Source organism: Listeria rocourtiae FSL F6-920, assembly GCF_000525975.1.
GTDB lineage: Bacteria > Bacillota > Bacilli > Lactobacillales > Listeriaceae > Listeria_A > Listeria_A rocourtiae.
Genome location: NZ_AODK01000019.1, coordinates 56,663 through 73,664 on the forward strand (window position 1 = coordinate 56,663; position 17,002 = coordinate 73,664).

Consider the following 17,002-nt stretch of genomic DNA (forward strand, 5'->3'; position numbering starts at 1 on the left):
GATGAATATACAAGATTTTGAAATGGACTTCTTTTCGTTAAAAGGTAAAAATGCAATTGTGACAGGTGGGAATTCGGGATTGGGGCAGGCTTTTGCACTGGCACTGGCGAAGGCTGGAGCGAATCTATTTATTCCGAGTATTATCACGGATGATGGCACGACAGAGCGGTTAATTAATGAAGCAGGCGGGAAAATGGTGTTTATGCAAGCGGATATTACGAAGGATGGGGTGCCGAAGCAGATTATTGATGGCTGTGTGGAAGCGCTAGGTTCGGTGGATATTTTGGTGAATTCAGCGGGGATTTGTAAAATTGCGGAAGTGCAGGATTTTGGGCGGGAGCAGTGGGACCCGATGATTCAGCTGAATTTGACGGCGGCCTTTGAGCTAAGTTATGAGGCTTCGAAACGAATGATTCCGCAACGGAGCGGGAAAATTATTAACATTTGTTCGCTGTTTTCGTTCCTAGGTGGGCAGTGGTCTCCGGCGTATGCGGCGACGAAACATGGGATTGCGGGCTTGACGAAGGCGTATTGTGATGAGTTAGCGCAGTATAATATTCAGGTAAACGGGATTGCTCCGGGGTATTATGCAACAGAAATCACAACGGCGACGCGTAGCAATCCCGAAACGAATCAACGAGTATTGGACCACATTCCGGCGAACCGCTGGGGTGAAACGCAGGACTTGATGGGGACAACGGTGTTCTTAGCGAGTCGCGCTTCGGATTATGTGAATGGACATCTACTCGTTGTGGATGGTGGTTATTTGGTACGCTAAGGCGAATTTGACAGAAAAGAAGGTTTCGATGCAGATGAGGAATAAATATATTATTGGGATTGATGGTGGTTCGCAGAGCTCGAAAGTCGTTATTTTTGATTTGGAGGGTATGATTGTTTCAGAAGGAAAATGCGAATTACAGCCGATGCACTTGGCGGAAAATGGTGTTGTGGAGCATCCGGATGATGATTTATGGGATTCACTTGTGGTGGCAAGCCGTGCTGCGATGGATCATTTTCCAGGGAATAAGGCGGATATTATTGGATTAGGATTATGCACCATTCGTTTTTGCCGGGCGTTATTGAAGCGTGATGGGAGTTTAGCGTCTCCGGTGATGAGCTGGATGGATGCTCGGGTGTCGAAGCCTTATGTACATGAGAATGATGATGTGGCATATGTGACGACGACTTCTGGCTATGTGACGCAGCGTTTGACAGGGAATTTCGTGGACACGGCAGCGAATTATCAAGGACAATGGCCGATTGATACGGATACGTGGGCTTGGAGTGAGGATGCTGCTGTGATTGAGCAATTGGGGATTCCGCGCGAGATGTTGTTTGATTTGCAGATGCCGGGCTCGATTTTGGGAACGGTAACAGAAGACGCGGCTGCTAAACTTGGTATTCCTATGGGAATTCCGATAGTTGCGACAGCGAATGATAAGGCGGTAGAAGCGCTTGGGTCGGGTTTATTGTCAGAAACTACGGCAATGATTTCGCTTGGAACGTATATCGCGGCAATGATTCCAGGGCACGATAATCCGAAAGGCACGAAAGCATTTTGGACAAATTTTGCATCGGTACCGCGGCAATATCTGTATGAAAGCAATGGGATACGACGTGGTATGTGGACGGTTAGCTGGTTTAAGGAACTTTTAGGTGACGATATCATGCTAAAAGCACACCAAGATGGGCATTCGGTTGAAGAATTTTTAAATCGGGAAGCGCAACATATTCCGGCGGGTTCGGAAGGCCTGATGACCGTTCTTGACTGGCTAGCACCAAGCGATGCCCCGTACCGAAAAGGAATGATGATTGGTTTTGATGCAAGGCATACACGAGCGCATATCTATCGTTCTATTTTAGAAGCTATTGCATTGACCATGAAAAACCGTGTGGATGAAATGTGCGAGGAACTTGGTATTTCGCTCGGAAATTTGATTATATCAGGAGGAGGCTCCAACAGCTCTTTGTTGATGCAAATTTTCGCTGATATTTTTGGAATTAAAACAATGCGAACTAAGGTGAATGGTTCAGCAAGTTTAGGTGCAGCAATTTGTGTTGCTGTGGCACTAGATATTTATCCTAGTTATGATGTGGCTGCTGAAAAAATGGTGCGTGTAGGTCATACATTTAAACCAGATGAAGCAAATCATGTATTGTATAGTAGAATAAATCAAGAAGTATACAAAGAAATTACAATGGGTACAGATAGTTTGCTAAAAAAAGCTGCTTTAGTATTTCAATAGAAGAGGAAGAGGTAAAAATCGGTATGGGTTTTTACCTCTTTTTTGTGAAGCCAAAAGTTCGAAAAATAGTAACAAACAGCATTTTGAAATCTAATCAGGTGGAAAACAGATAGCATAATAGCTGATAAGATTAGCAGTAGAGATAAAAAACATGGTATTTCACAAAAATGATAAAAAAAAATCAAATATCAATAAAATGGCCGATTTAGCATTTTTGGATGATACGCTAGTAGCAGATAAAGAACAACAAATCCCAAAACGAGAAAGGAAGACCCTCAATATGAAGAAAAGAAAAAGCCTCCTGACATTATTAGCCCTCAGCCTGACACTTGTAATGATTTTAGCTGGATGTGCTGGAAATACAAAAGCAGCAAATGATGACCTCGGTAAGACAAGAACGGCAAATAATTTAGAAATAACGCTTATGAATGCAGAAATGAAAGATAGCAATGACAATCATAAACAAATGGTAAAAATAGATTTTTCTGTAAAAAATACCGGTAAAGAAGAATCAGGAGCAGGAGCAGGCGATTTCGTAATCAAGACGAAAGATGGAAAAAAACATCAGGTTTATGGACTAAATGCCAATAACTTTGGAGATGTTATCCCGGCAGGAAAGACGCTAAAAGGCTCTGGATACTATGAAATTCCTACCAATCAAAAAGAATTCACTGTTTTGTATGAACCATTCACGGAAATGGCGATGGAAAAAGTTGTTTGGGAAATCACGATTCCAATTAAATAATGAATTACGAATTAATAATAGGAAAGGCGGAATTTTATCAATGAAAATTACAGTAGTAGGTCTTGGATATATTGGATTACCAACAGCGATTCTTTTTGCAAAGTATGGGAATACAGTAGCGGGTGTGGACTTGTCTCCAATCATGACAGAAAATCTGAACGCAGGCCATCTCCACATTGAAGAACCTGGTCTAGCTGAGGATTTGCAACAAGCACTTGCCCTTGGAAATTTCCACGCTAGCACAACACCTGTTAGTGCAGATGCTTACATTATCGCTGTTCCAACACCAAACAAATACGATCTATATAAATCATGCAATACGGCTTACGTTGAGTCAGCACTAATGAGCATCATACCCCATTTGAAGAAAAACGATACAATTATTGTCGAATCCACCATTGCTCCACGTACCATGAGAGATATTGTACAACCAATGATTGAAAACGAAGGCTTCACAGTCGGCGAAGATATTTATCTAGCGCATTGTCCCGAGCGCGTTTTGCCGGGCAATATAATGCACGAGCTTGTCCACAACCCTCGAATCATCGGAGGTATCACGACAAAATGCACCGAGAAAGCTGCCGCAGTATATGGCGCTTTCGTAGAAGGCGAGATTATTAAAGCTGAAGCTGGCGAAGCAGAACTCAGCAAACTGATGGAAAACACGTACCGCGACGTCAATATCGCGCTTGCCAACGAACTTGCCAAAATCAGTAACCATCTCGAAATCGATGCCCTGCGCGTTATCGAAATGGCAAATAAGCACCCACGTGTCAACTTACATCAACCAGGCCCAGGCGTTGGTGGTCATTGTTTAGCAGTTGATCCATACTTCGTTATCGCGGCGGCACCAGAACAATCCCCATTGATGCAAGTAGCGCGCGAAGTTAATAACAGTATGCCCACGCATGTCGTATCACAAGTAAAAGCTCTAATGGCAGAACAAGACGGTAACCGCGTAACAATTTTTGGCCTAACATATAAAGGGAACATTGATGACACACGCGAAAGTCCGGCCATGGAAATAAAAGAAATGCTCATTGAATCAGGATTTGATGTGAAGACATTCGATCCCCATGTTGCCTCTGAAATTTTAACAGGCGAAGAAGCTTGTGAAGATAGTTCATTGATTCTTGTTTTGAGTGATCACAGTGAGTTCCGCGACATCCCAGCGAGCTACACGGACAAAATGCGCCACCAAATTTTATTTGATACGAAAAATATGGTTCAAACGGTCAGCGATGATGTCACTTATTTGAATTACGGCAATTTGCATACACGAAAGCGAGTAATATCAATCTAAAATGAAGGACGTGAATGAAGGTGGAGAAAGTAGATTTCAAAATGGCTCAGGCCACACCACAATTTTCAGAACAATCTCGGACATCATATGAAAAACCAGTACATGATAGGGCGTGGCGCCTGTTCGACTTCATCGCAGCGATCCTAGCGCTTATCATTTCAGCCCCAATTCTCCTGATTATTTCCGCAAGCATCAAAATCGAAAATTGGAAAGCCCCCATATTTTTCAAACAAAAACGTGTCGGTAAGAATGGAAAAACATTTTATATGTACAAATTCCGTTCGATGTATGTGGATGCGGAAGCACAACTCGCCAAGCTCCAAGCTCAAAATGAAATGGAAGGCCACATGTTTAAAATGAAAGACGACCCGCGAATCACAAAAGTCGGGAAGTGGATTCGAAAAACAAGTCTTGACGAATTTCCACAGTTTATCAACATTTTAAAAGGCGATATGTCCTTCGTTGGACCGCGCCCACCGTTAACGACAGAGTACGAGAAATATACAAATTATGATAAAAAACGTCTGCTTGTCACACCAGGCTGTACTGGTTTATGGCAAGTCAGCGGTCGAAATAATGTAACATTTCAAGAAATGGTTGAATTAGACTTAAAGTACATTAAAAAACGGTCGATTCTATTCAATATCAAGATTTTATTGTTAACTTTCAAGGAATTTACCGGAAAAGGAAGCGGAATGTAACTAATCCGTCCGAACTATTGACAAAAAGTATCAATTATCTGGAATATACCAAATGTAAACAGTTTTCCTGTTACACTTGTAGTACAAGAAAGAACAAGAAAGGACGAACGCCAATGAGAACCCAGTTGCTTGGCAGTAACTTAGATTGTTTGACTCTGTCAGAAACTTTAAAAGTAATAGAAGGAATAATCAAAAAAGGCATTCCGACACAACATGTTGTTATCAACGCCAATAAGATTAACCTCATGCATGAAGACGCTAAACTAAGAGATATCGTCAACGCATCACCTCTCATCAACGCGGACGGCTCCTCGATTGTTTTAGCAGGAAAAGTGCTCGGACATGATATTCCAGAACGTGTTACTGGTATTGACCTATTTGAAGAATTATTAGAAATTTGTAATGACAAGGGATACCGCCCATACTTCCTCGGAGCAACACAAGAAGTTATCGAAAAAATCGAATCACATTACAAACAAAAATATCCTAATATGTCCTTTGCAGGATTCCGAAATGGTTATTTCCAAGCCGAAGAATCAGCAGGCATCGCCGACACAATCCGCGAAAGTAAAGCAGACGTTCTATTCCTAGCTTTCTCAAGCCCTCAAAAAGAATACTGGGCAAGCGAGCACTTAGAACGGCTAGACGTCCCATTCGTAATGGGTGTAGGTGGTAGTTTTGACGTTATCGCGGGTAAAACAACGCGTGCCCCGGGATGGATGCAAAAAGCCGGATTAGAATGGTTTTACCGCTTTATTCAAGAACCACGCCGCATGTTCCGCCGCTACTTCATAGGCAACTTACGATTTTTAAATCATATTAAAAATGAAAAAATAAAGTCATGGAAAGCCACTCGTTATCATGAAAGGAGATCAAATGAAAGAAACTCTTAGTATCAAATCCATTTTCCAGATTATCAAGCGACATTTATTGCTTTTAATAAGTACAGCCGTTGTAGGAGCCTTAATCGCAGGTGCTGCCCTAACATTCTTCATCACGCCAATGTACGAAGCAAGAACACAAATTCTAGTCACACAGACGGTGCAAGACGCAGGTATAAACAACATCCAAACATCCGAAGTACAAGCTAACATTCAGCTAGTAAACACATATACGGCCCTACTCACAAGCCCGAGGATACTCGATGATGTGGCATACAAACTAGGCGGAGATTACACAGCAGGCAAGCTCATGGGGAAAATCACAGTCGGAAGCCAGCATAATTCCCAAGTAATCAATGTCAGCGTGCAAGATGAAGATCAAGCCCAAGCAGCTTTGATTGCCAACACAGTAGCCGAATCTTTCGCAAAAATTACACCGGACGTAATGAACGTAAATAACATCGACATTTTAGCAAAAGCAACTGTTGCAACCAATCCTAAACCAGTTAGCCCAAGCCCAGTCATACTAATAGGTGGAGGCGCAGTTGGAGGGATGATGATTGGATTCGTAATTATGGTTATCCGTGTTGTTTTCAACACGAAGTTCAAAGATGAAACAGATGTTATTGATGAGTTAGGAATTCCGTTACTAGGAAACATCGCGAAAATTCCAGAAAATCATGAGGAAGGATGGAAATAAATGAGAAAATCGAAGCAGAAACCAAAAAAATAAAAAAAGTAAAAGAATCCCGCCACAGACGCCAGAAATCGACAGAACCACAGAAGCTAGTTGCTAAATTAAGCCCAAAGTCACCCCATTCTGAGCTATTTCGCTCGATTCGTACCAACATTGAGTTTTCAAGCGTCGATAAAGTCATGAAATCCATTTTAATCACATCCTCAGAACCCGATTCAGGTAAATCACTAATCTGTGCCAATTTAGCCGTGGTATTCGCACAACAAGGCAAAAAAACACTACTCATCGATGGCGATCTTCGTAAACCGACCGTGAAAAAAATCTTTCCAGAAGCAGTATCACATGGTTTAACAGGAATCTTAACGAATAAAATCACGATTACCGAGGCTATTTGTGATACTGATATAGAGAATTTATACGTATTGCCAGCCGGAATTGTTCCACCGAATCCATCCGAACTACTAGGTTCTGAAAAGATGAAGCAAGTATACGCCGAGCTCTACGAAATTTTCGACCAAATCATCTTTGATACACCACCAATCCAACTCGTTGTAGATGCCCAATTGCTTTGTTCGCTTGTTGACGGCTCCATTTTGCTCGTACGTAGCGATCACTCATCTAAAGACAACAGCAAGAAGGCACTCGAAAAACTGAAAACAGGAAGTGCCCATGTCATCGGAAGCATTTTCAACAACCAAAAAATGAAAATGGAAGGATACTATTATGCCGACTAAGGTAAAAAATGGAGACTATTTAACAACAGATGTATTCGAGCAATTAAAACAAATCGAATTAAGCATTTTGTTAGACGTGGCCATGCTATGTGAGAAGCACGATCTTACCTATTATCTTATCGGTGGAACGTTGCTAGGCGCAATCAGACATGACGGTTTCATTCCTTGGGACGACGATATTGACATCGCGATGCCACGTAACGACTTTGAAGCATTCCAAGAAATTGCAAAAACCGAGCTGCCAGAAAGCCTATTTCTACATTATGGAACAACCGATTCTGAGTACTATCTTCCAATCATCAAAATCAAGAAGAACGGCACAATATTTGAGGAAGAAAGCGCATCGCCTAGCATTTCACACAAAGGCATTTTCATCGATATTTTTCCGCTCGATAATGCCAAAAAGAATTCGGGATTCTTGTTTCACGCGAAAGGGCGTATTTTAAAGCAAATCAGAAGTCTCTTGTTCTTAAAAGTTAACGAAGAAACGACACTTCATAGCATTGCACCATGGAAAAAAGCTTTACTCAAACTCACGAAACCAATTCCAACAAGCGCCTTTTTTCGATTACTGACAAGTTATATGCAAAGCAACAACGATGATAGCGCACCATATTACGTCAATTACGGTAGCCAATACGGTTACAAAAAACAAACGATGCCAAAATCGATGTATGATGACGCGACAACAACATCATTTGAAGGACATAATTTCAAGGTTCCAGGCCAAACAGAGCGACTCTTAGAACGAATCTATGGGAAAAATTATATGGACCTCCCGCCAGTCGAAAAGCGTATTACCCACAAACCGAAGCGAATCCAATTGAAAGAGGAGATTATCTCATGAAAAAATATAGCGTAGGCCTAACTACAGGTGTATTTGATCTATTCCATGTCGGCCACTTAAATATCTTAAAAAATGCCAAAGCCCAGTGCGATGTCCTAATTGTTGGCGTTAGCACAGACGAGTTCGTGCAAGCATACAAACAAAAAACGCCGGTCATCCCATTCGCCGATCGAAAAGCGATTGTCGAAGCTCTACAATATGTTGACCTGGTAGTCCCGCAAACGAGCCATGAAAGCAAGCTAAAAATGATCGATAATCACAATATTGATGTTATGTTCCATGGTAGCGATTGGAAAGGTAGCCCAACATTCAACAAATTAGAGGCTGAATTCAAGCGTCGCAAAGTTGATATCGTTTACTTCGACTACACAGCAGGTGTATCATCTACGAAACTTGTCGAAACAATTCAGCAAGAGCCCAGACTAGTTGTCTAATTTTCCGAACATTTGACAAAAGCCATCAAACATCTGGAAAATCCCTGTTTTAGCGGGTTTTCCTGATAAAATTAAGGTAACAAATAAAGAAAGGAAGTGTGACCCGATTGGCAAAAACAAAAACAGCATTTGTCGCTAAAAACCTCCTGATTGGCAGCGGGACACAAGTCATTTTCTTAATTCTAAGTTTCATCAACAGAACCATCTTCATCTACTTTCTAGGAAAAGAATATCTTGGCCTCGACGCCTTGTTCACCAACATCTTGATGGTCCTATCTTTCGCAGAACTAGGCATCGGGAATGCCATCATTTTTAGTCTATACAAAAGTATGGTAGACAAAAACAAAGCACGAATCAAAGCTATCATGGCGCTTTATGCAAAAGCCTACCGGATCATTGGACTTACCGTTTTCATCGTCGGATTACTCATCATGCCATTTTTAAATTTATTTATCAAAAATCCGCCGAATATTCCTGAAAACATCTACATCATTTATTTTCTATTCCTACTCAATACAGCGATTTCGTACATGTTTTCTTACAAAAAAGCAATCTTCTCCGCTGACCAAAAAGAATATATCATCAATGTGAGCCAGCAAATCTTCTTTTTCATCCAGTCCGCCGTGCAACTCACATACCTATATATCACTAGAGACTATATTGGCTTCGTCCTTATCCAAGTCATCGGCACGTTTGGCCTCAACGTTTTCCTCGCAATCTATGCCAATAAGAAATACACCTATTTAAAAGGAAAAACGACCGAAAAACTCGAAAAAACAGAAGTCAAAACGATTTTTCAAAACGTCAAAGCACTCGCGATGTACAAGTTCGGCTCCATCATCATGAACGGAACAGACAGTATCATTATCGCGGCTTTTCTAGGATTAAGCGTCGTCGGCATTTACTCCAACTATCTACTCATCATTGCTGCCGTCGTAACCGTTCTATCTCGAGCGTTAAACTCCATTACAGGAAGCATCGGGCATCTCAACAACGCAGATGACGACAAGAAAAAAGAGCAGGTTTTCAAGCAATTATTCTTCATTGTCGCTTGGATTTACTTCCTACTTTCGATTATCCTGTTCAACATCATCAACCCGTTTATCACACTATGGATTGGCGAAAGTTTCGTACTCGGAACAGGCACAGTACTCGCCATCGTCGCAAGCTTCTATATCAACGGCATGCAATTCCCAGGATATACGTATCGCACCACGATGGGACTGTTCCGCCAAGGTCGCTACGTGCCAATCGCAATGGCAGTTCTAAACATCATTCTATCCATCATCTTTGCCATCTACTTTGGCTTAACGGGTGTCATTGTCGCCACAATTATTTCAAGACTTGTTACAACAACAATCATCGACCCATATCTCGTTTACCGCTTCGGTTTCAAAAAGAAAGTTGGTAGCTACTTCAAAATGTATCTCAGTTACGCAACGGTTACCGCTATCGCATTTGTAGCCTCTATACCGGTTATGAACTGGATCTACCAAGGCACATGGCTAACACTCATTCTAGGTGCTGCAACGCTTTTCATTACCTTAAATATCACCTATTTCGCGATTTTTTATCGAAAAGCTGAGTGTCAAGCGATTATCCGCCGTATTAAAAGCATCATGAAACGACCGAAAACAAGTATCACACCAGAATAAAAAAGAGAGGAAGAAACGCCAAATGAAAAAAGTAATCATGATTGGCCCAGCATCTGTATCCAAAGGCGGAATCGCAACCGTCATCGCCAACTTCGAAAAGACATTTTCCAGCAACAAAGTCAAAATTCACTACATTGCAAGCTGGAAAGAAGGCAACCCATTATTCAAACTCTGGATGTTTGTAAAAGCCATCATGCAACTTTGCTACTTGGCGATTACCCAGAAGATTGACATCGTGCACATCCACACCTCTCAAAAAGGCAGTCTCTATCGCAAAATGATTTTCATCAACATCGCCAAACTTTTTAGATGTAAAGTCATGCTACACATGCACGGCTCAAGGTTCGGTATTTTCTACGACAAGCAACCAAGATTTCTGCAAAAAACCATCGTGAACCATCTAGACCGCTTAGATCATATCATCGTCCTTAGCGATGCATGGAAAGCTTACTACGAAAATTTGTGTGACACACCAGTTACCGTCATGGAAAATGCGGTTGAGGTCCCACTTAGCAACCCATATACGAACACTAGCAAAACGATTGTTACATTCGGAAACGTCAGCCAAGAAAAAGGCAGTTACGACCTCCTTCGCGCGATTCAATCACTAGGCGCAGCGTACAAAGAATACGAATTCATTTTTTACGGCATTGGAGACATCCCGACAGCAGAAGCCGAAATTAAGCAAAACAACTTAACGAATGTCACACTAGGCGGCTGGGTCGAAAGTAATCAAAAACAAAACATCTTAGAAAACGCGCTACTTCACATTTTACCGTCCTACCACGAAGCGCTCCCAATGGCTGTTCTTGAAACAATGGCTCACGGTATCCCGAATATCAGCACAAATGTCGGTGGTATCCCACAAATTATTGAAAACCAACGAAACGGACTTCTTATCGAACCAGGAGAGGTAACCGACTTAAAGCAAGCCATCGCAGACTTACTTGATAATGAAGCAACCCGCCAAGAAATGAGCGGCAAAGCTCACCAAGCCGTACAAGCGAAATTTTCCATAGACGCTTGTAACAGGAAATGGGAAGAGCTGTACGCCACGATTTAAAATAAACGAATTGGAGTGTGACGCATGATAGCTTTTTTAATAGCCTTTTTACTATCTTTATTCGCTAGCCTTATTCAGCAGCTCATCCCACAGGTGGATGCTATAGATAAGATTATCGCTGTTGTTTTCGCGGTCAGCGCGATTGCTAAAATAGCCTATTTAGAGACTAAGCAACGTTTCACACTCCGTCCAAGTGACATCGGTTTGCTGGCAATTAGCATCATCTTCATCATCTACTGCTTCATTCCAAACATGTTCCACCAACCGAGCAACACGATGTTTCTCCAAATTTACTCGATGTTCTCCATTCTAAAATTCGTCATCGTTTTTTGGAGCGGCCTGTTCTTATTCAGGAATACAAAATTCAAAACAAGCACGCTATTTTTCCGCAGAATGTCCACTACATTAACAACTATTTTCCTAATCATTGGTGTGCTCAACATTCCGCTTCACTTTCTAGAACCATTTGACGTCCGCTTCGGTATCGAAACCGTATCTTTTGGCTTTCGACATCCAGCTCAATTCGCAGCAACGATTATCGTCATCACAATCGTTCATATTTTCATTACATGGTCTGAAAAAGGAAAAATGCCATACTACATCATCTTTGCAAATTTCATCCTCGTTTTTCTAGCAGGAAGAACGACATCTATTGGTTTCTACCTTTGTTTGATTTTACTCATTCTCATCTTCCCGTACATCAAGCGAATTCCAATCTACATCTATGCAATTGTTGGAGCTGTCTTCTACTGGTTGGGAAGTGACCGAATCAGCAATCAATTTCTAGGAACAGACGGGGAAGCGCGTGGTGTTTTGCTAGATACAAGTTTAACGATAGCCAGCGAGCACGCTCCATTTGGCGCAGGGCTTGGTATGTTCGGCTCAAATGCATCCCGCTTAAACTACTCACCGCTTTACGAACAATATGGCATTTCCCGCGTATGGGGGCTTACACAAGAAAATCCAAACTTTGTTACCGACTCCTACTGGGCGATGATTATTGGCGAACTCGGCTATCTAGGCATGTTTTTCATCATCGTTATCATCGGTTATATACTCTGGTTGTTGTATAAAGAAATTGTCGGTAGCACGTACCAAATCAAATTCCTCATTTTCCTACCAATCGTCTATGCGCTAATGACAAGTCCAATCGATACCGTTTTAGTATCTAATACAAGTATCTTCCTTGTACTCGCAACAATCTACATGGTCGCATTAAATAACGAATACCGCAGTCAAAAAATAAAAAATCAGGAGGCAAAAACAATGAAAAAAAACAATTTTAGTTACAGGTGGCGCAGGTTTTATCGGATCACATCTTTGTGAAATGTATATTGCAGAAGGCTATAACGTTGTCTGTGTCGATAACTTAGTATCGGGCAATTTGAACAACCTATCTGAGATTATCAAACATCCAGCATTCACATTCGTCCAAGGCGATATCCGCGATCGCGAGCTAATGATGCAAATTTTCCAAGCATATAAGCCAAACGAAATCAATCATCACGCAGCCCAAAAATCCGTTGCATATTCTGTCGAAAACCCAAGCTACGATTTAGACATCAACCTTGTTGGCCTGATGACAATTCTAGACTGTGTGAAAGCCCATCCGATTGAGAATTTTATTTATGTATCATCAGGTGGCGCGCTTAGCAAGAAAATCGAAGGCAATGAGAAATCGTCTGAGACAGATACGCCGCAACTAATTTCCCCGTACGCATTAACAAAGTTTACAGGTGAAAAATATATCGAAATGTATGCCGCACAATATGGCTATGACTTCACGGTTGTACGCTATGCCAATATTTACGGTCCAAGGCAAGTTCCAGACGGAGAATGTGGCGTTATCCCGATTTTTCTAAACAACATTTTAGCGGAAAAACCATCTGTATTGATGACATACCCAGACATGCCAAATGGCTGTACACGCGATTATGTTTATGTAGGCGATGTTGTTGAAATTAATAAACTAGCTAGCCAAAAACCAGCGAATACGGTGGTAAATGTCGGTACCGGGGAAGAAATCGCGATTTTAGATATTTATAAAGAAATTCTCACCGTTTTTGAAAAAGATGTGGCGATTTTTATTGAAGCACCGCGAGCTGGTGATGTGAGACGATCTGTTTTGGATGCACAGCGCGCCGAAGATTTGCTCGGCTGGAAGAGTAAAGTTACGTTACATGAAGGCTTGACGAAACTGCGAGCGCATTTAGAAGTGAGGAAATAGGAGGGCATCATGGAAAATAAGGAATTAATAGAAATGCTAGATGAATATTTCTTGTCAACTAAAGAAGCGATCGAATACCTTGATATATCCCGCCAATGCTTCTTTTCCCTAGTGTCCCGGGGAAAAATAAGCAAAATTAAAAAAGGTTCTGTTGTGCTATATTATCGACATGAGATTGAGAATCGAAAGATAGACGCAGAATGGTTGAGGAAGAAGTATAATTATATAGCTGAATAGAGAAGCTGGAACCTCGGAATCTACATGTTGGATTTGGAGGTTTTTTGCATCAACATATTTTAGAACTAAATATAATAGTTATTATATCTCAAATAATGTTTGAAAATGTTTTATTATGTAGTAGAATAGAGATATATTTAGATAGTGAGGAGAGGTCAACTTGAAGAAAAGGGCAACAAAATTAAAAGATATACATATCAAAAAAATTTAGAGGGCTTGAAGATGTTAAAATAGAATTTGGAGATAGGATAACTTTAATATGTGGTAAAAATGGAACATCTAAATCTACAATATTAGGTATTGTTGCTCAAATATTTAGCTTTACAACAGATTATTCTGGTTCTGAACCGAAAAAAAATGAGCTAAATAAATATAAAACATTATTAGGAAAATCGTATTCATCTAAATTCTCGGAACATTTCAGATTTTCTGAGCGATTTGATGTTGCTGGCTCTATGGATGTTGTGATAACTTTATTTGATGGTATAGAAGAAACTGAAAAAAATGAATTACAGTTAAAATTATATGCTTCACAGGATAGGAGTAAGGGCAGGCCAGTTTTGAGAGGGAATAATGACAGGAACGTAACACATCCGGTTATATTTTTGAGTGTAGGACGTTTAATACCTATAAGTCAAAGAAGAAAATATACTAGCTCTGAAGATAGGTATATCAAAAATAACGAACGTGTAATTTTAGGTTATACTAATAAAATCTTATTGCAAAATAGTACGAAATTAACCTCGACTACCGGAGATGTTGAATCACTTGTAGGGCATAATGATAATTATGATCATGAGTCGATATCTGTTGGGGAGGACAATGTTGGACAAATTGTAAGAGCACTGTTATCCTTTGCTAAGTTGAAGGATGAATTTTTGAACTATGCTGGTGGTATTCTATTAATTGATGAGGCTGATGCTGGATTATTTCCGGCTGCTCAGATTGAGTTTTTTAAATTATTAAGAAAAGTGAGTAAGGAATTGGATCTACAAGTAATTATGACAAGTCATTCGCCTACACTTATAAAGGAAATTTATGATCAGAAAGATAGGAAAAACTATAAAAATATTTATTTGACGAACTCCTTTGGCTCAATTGAGGTAAAAGATGATTACACTTGGCCGGATATAGATGCAGATATTCATGTTAGAACAAAGCCGGTAGGGGAGGATATAAAGTTACCAACGATAAATGTTTATTTTGAAGATAATGAGGCTTACCAATTTTTCACGGCTATTCTTAGAACAAAAAAAGTAAGTAAAGTTATTAATAAATCTAGGACGACCTTAGGATGTGGGCAATTGCTGACCTTAAAGAGGGAGAGGATACCAGAGTTTTCAACTAAAAGCATTATTATATTAGATGGTGATGCAAAGATAGAAAAAAAGTAATAAAAACTTTCTTAACCTGCCTAGTTATTTGCCACCAGATCAATTATTGTTTGAAATATTGTATAATCTAGATGATAGTGATTCCTATTGGCGTGAGAATATCTACAGGTTTAATAAATCGGTATTCTATAAAATTGTTAAAGAGACTATAACTGGTATTGATATAGAGCGTTTGTCAACAAACACTCTACAAGAATTGATAGACGAGTATAGAGCTAAAAATAAAGGTAAAAATGGAGATAAAATTAGAGAACAGTTTAAAAATTTCTATAAACATGAAGTCATACAAAATTGTATACTAGGACCAATTAAGTGGAATCCATTTGTTATTTGGAGGGAGGCGAATAGCATAGCAACAACTAATTTTGAACAAGAATTTATAAAAACTTTGAAATATGTCTTGAATCGCGGTTATAATGTAGATATGTCAACATTAAATGATTACTTTGATTAGTAGTCATAGCTAAGGAGGTAGTCTAGATGGCAGTTACAAAGTCACCGTTAAGGTATCCAGGCGGGAAAACACAACTATCAAATTTTGTTAGTAATTTAATAGAGATTAATAAGATAGAAGAATGCATTTATATTGAACCGTTTTCAGGGGGCGCTGGTGTTGCGATTGAGCTACTTCTTACAGGTAAAGTGGAGAGTATTGTATTAAATGACTATGATAAAGCAATACATTCAATATGGTATAGTATTTTAAATCATACGTCCGAATTGATTAATTTGATACGTACTACACCAATAACAATTGGTTCTTGGTATGAGCAAAAAATGATACATGAGAATACAAAGCAGTTTCAAAATAGTCTAGAGAATGGCTTTTCAACTTTATTTTTGAATAGGACAAATAGAAGTGGGATAATCAATGCAGGTCCAATTGGTGGTTATGATCAAAAGGGTAACTATAAGATAGATTGTAGATTTAATAAAAAAGCTATCATAAAAAAAAATAGAAGATATAGCAAGTAGGAAAAATCAAATATATTTATACAGAAAAGATACAGTGGAATTAATAAATATAATTAAGGAAGATTATGATTGCAACAATTCTTTCATATTTTTTGATCCCCCCTATTATGTTCAAGGGAATAAACTATATACCAATTTCTATAAAGATAGCAACCATAAGTCTTTAGGACAAGGAATAGCCACGTTAAATGATTATTATTGGATAACTACCTATGACTATGCTCCACAGATTTATGAAATTTATACTCAGTGGGAGGGGATACAAAGTTTTGAATATAAGCTACAGTATTCAGCTCAAACCAAAAGAAGAGCGGCAGAGTACTTATTTGCAAGTGAAAAAACGATAATAGATTCACATGATCGCGTAAAATTACTGCAAATATGAATAATTTTTTAATTGGAGGGATACAATGGCAGAGGAATCGCTAGACGTAGTTCTTGAGATACTTTCGGAGTATGAAGTGCTGACGGAAAAGTTATTTAGTCAGCTGGACGTTCATGAATTAGTATTAGATGAGTTTATACAGCTTAGACGCGAGAAGCTATTTAACAGATTAGAAGATATAGGACTGAGGGACAGATATCCATCTGAAAGAATAGAGTTGACTGAGGATGTAGCAATAAAGTTTGAGGCACTAAAACAAATTTTAGCGATAAAAACTAATGCTGGAATGTTTGATGTGCTACTTGAAGAGGCTGAATCGCTATTACAAAAGAATGAGAAAGGGAATTAACTGTGTAATGGAGTCAAAGGTGTTTTACGTTATACAGCTTTTCTCGAAAATAAGCCACTAGCCTCTTCACTATGTACTCATTCTTATCTAGCAAAACAAGATTGTTGATTTAATCACATTCCTCTCTTG

Annotated in this window: 20 protein-coding genes; all 20 read left to right on the forward strand. The window is 39.7% G+C overall.

From position 1 onward, the window contains the following. The first annotated feature begins 1 nt into the window (after nt 1). Nucleotides 2–778 carry an SDR family NAD(P)-dependent oxidoreductase gene (locus tag PROCOU_RS07415; protein WP_036071040.1) on the forward strand — a complete coding sequence of 259 codons (777 nt, stop codon included), beginning with the start codon at nt 2–4 and terminating at the stop codon, nt 776–778. Nucleotides 779–812: 34 nt separating this feature from the next. Then, entirely contained in the window at nt 813–2,246 is a 1,434-nt protein-coding gene (locus PROCOU_RS07420; RefSeq protein WP_036071092.1) for an FGGY-family carbohydrate kinase, read from the forward strand. Nucleotides 2,247–2,397: 151 nt separating this feature from the next. Continuing rightward, a complete protein-coding gene (locus PROCOU_RS07425) occupies nt 2,398–2,991 on the forward strand; it encodes a DUF4352 domain-containing protein (protein ID WP_036071042.1) in 594 nt (197 codons plus the stop codon). Between the two features lie 40 nt (nt 2,992–3,031). Then, nucleotides 3,032–4,294: a nucleotide sugar dehydrogenase gene (locus PROCOU_RS07430; protein ID WP_036071044.1), complete on the forward strand. Its 1,263-nt coding sequence runs from the start codon at nt 3,032–3,034 to the stop codon at nt 4,292–4,294. Nucleotides 4,295–4,314: 20 nt separating this feature from the next. Further along, nucleotides 4,315–4,995 carry a sugar transferase gene (locus PROCOU_RS07435; protein ID WP_243832113.1) on the forward strand — a complete coding sequence of 227 codons (681 nt, stop codon included), beginning with the start codon at nt 4,315–4,317 and terminating at the stop codon, nt 4,993–4,995. A gap of 113 nt (nt 4,996–5,108) precedes the next feature. Continuing rightward, nucleotides 5,109–5,888 carry a WecB/TagA/CpsF family glycosyltransferase gene (locus PROCOU_RS07440; protein WP_051994277.1) on the forward strand — a complete coding sequence of 260 codons (780 nt, stop codon included), beginning with the start codon at nt 5,109–5,111 and terminating at the stop codon, nt 5,886–5,888. Continuing rightward, nucleotides 5,872–6,576, forward strand: coding sequence for a YveK family protein (locus PROCOU_RS07445; protein WP_036071045.1), 705 nt, complete (start codon nt 5,872–5,874; stop codon nt 6,574–6,576). The genes PROCOU_RS07440 and PROCOU_RS07445 overlap by 17 nt, the downstream gene beginning before the upstream one ends. Then, nucleotides 6,567–7,307 (forward strand): CpsD/CapB family tyrosine-protein kinase, encoded by a 741-nt coding sequence (locus tag PROCOU_RS07450; protein WP_077913370.1) that lies wholly within the window; start codon nt 6,567–6,569, stop codon nt 7,305–7,307. The genes PROCOU_RS07445 and PROCOU_RS07450 overlap by 10 nt, the downstream gene beginning before the upstream one ends. Continuing rightward, nucleotides 7,297–8,154 (forward strand): LicD family protein, encoded by an 858-nt coding sequence (locus tag PROCOU_RS07455; protein WP_036071046.1) that lies wholly within the window; start codon nt 7,297–7,299, stop codon nt 8,152–8,154. Before PROCOU_RS07450 ends, PROCOU_RS07455 begins: the two co-directional genes overlap by 11 nt. Beyond that, entirely contained in the window at nt 8,151–8,588 is a 438-nt protein-coding gene (locus tag PROCOU_RS07460) for an FAD synthase family protein (protein WP_036071047.1), read from the forward strand. The genes PROCOU_RS07455 and PROCOU_RS07460 overlap by 4 nt, the downstream gene beginning before the upstream one ends. A 107-nt stretch (nt 8,589–8,695) precedes the next feature. Continuing rightward, nucleotides 8,696–10,243, forward strand: coding sequence for a lipopolysaccharide biosynthesis protein (locus PROCOU_RS07465; protein WP_051994278.1), 1,548 nt, complete (start codon nt 8,696–8,698; stop codon nt 10,241–10,243). A gap of 22 nt (nt 10,244–10,265) precedes the next feature. Beyond that, a complete protein-coding gene (locus PROCOU_RS07470) occupies nt 10,266–11,306 on the forward strand; it encodes a glycosyltransferase family 4 protein (RefSeq protein WP_036071048.1) in 1,041 nt (346 codons plus the stop codon). A gap of 24 nt (nt 11,307–11,330) precedes the next feature. Next, the gene (locus PROCOU_RS07475) at nt 11,331–12,632 is read left to right on the forward strand and encodes a hypothetical protein (protein ID WP_051994279.1); all 1,302 of its coding nucleotides are present in this window, start codon (nt 11,331–11,333) and stop codon (nt 12,630–12,632) included. A 1-nt stretch (nt 12,633) separates the two neighbouring features. Next, nucleotides 12,634–13,533 (forward strand): NAD-dependent epimerase/dehydratase family protein, encoded by a 900-nt coding sequence (locus PROCOU_RS07480; RefSeq protein WP_051994280.1) that lies wholly within the window; start codon nt 12,634–12,636, stop codon nt 13,531–13,533. 9 nt (nt 13,534–13,542) lie between these two features. Next, nucleotides 13,543–13,770, forward strand: coding sequence for a helix-turn-helix domain-containing protein (locus PROCOU_RS07485; RefSeq protein ID WP_036071051.1), 228 nt, complete (start codon nt 13,543–13,545; stop codon nt 13,768–13,770). A gap of 257 nt (nt 13,771–14,027) precedes the next feature. Then, nucleotides 14,028–15,164, forward strand: a complete 1,137-nt coding sequence (locus PROCOU_RS18050) for an AAA family ATPase (RefSeq protein ID WP_244266266.1) — start codon at nt 14,028–14,030, stop codon at nt 15,162–15,164. A gap of 28 nt (nt 15,165–15,192) precedes the next feature. Then, nucleotides 15,193–15,618: a hypothetical protein gene (locus PROCOU_RS18055; RefSeq protein WP_051994282.1), complete on the forward strand. Its 426-nt coding sequence runs from the start codon at nt 15,193–15,195 to the stop codon at nt 15,616–15,618. Between the two features lie 26 nt (nt 15,619–15,644). Then, complete coding sequence (locus PROCOU_RS18405; protein WP_244266262.1) at nt 15,645–16,139, forward strand: DNA adenine methylase; 495 nt, start codon at nt 15,645–15,647, stop codon at nt 16,137–16,139. 34 nt (nt 16,140–16,173) lie between these two features. Beyond that, nucleotides 16,174–16,524, forward strand: coding sequence for a DNA adenine methylase (locus PROCOU_RS18410; RefSeq protein WP_244266263.1), 351 nt, complete (start codon nt 16,174–16,176; stop codon nt 16,522–16,524). Nucleotides 16,525–16,549: 25 nt separating this feature from the next. Continuing rightward, nucleotides 16,550–16,873 (forward strand): hypothetical protein, encoded by a 324-nt coding sequence (locus PROCOU_RS07500; RefSeq protein WP_036071053.1) that lies wholly within the window; start codon nt 16,550–16,552, stop codon nt 16,871–16,873. Nucleotides 16,874–17,002 lie beyond the last annotated feature (129 nt).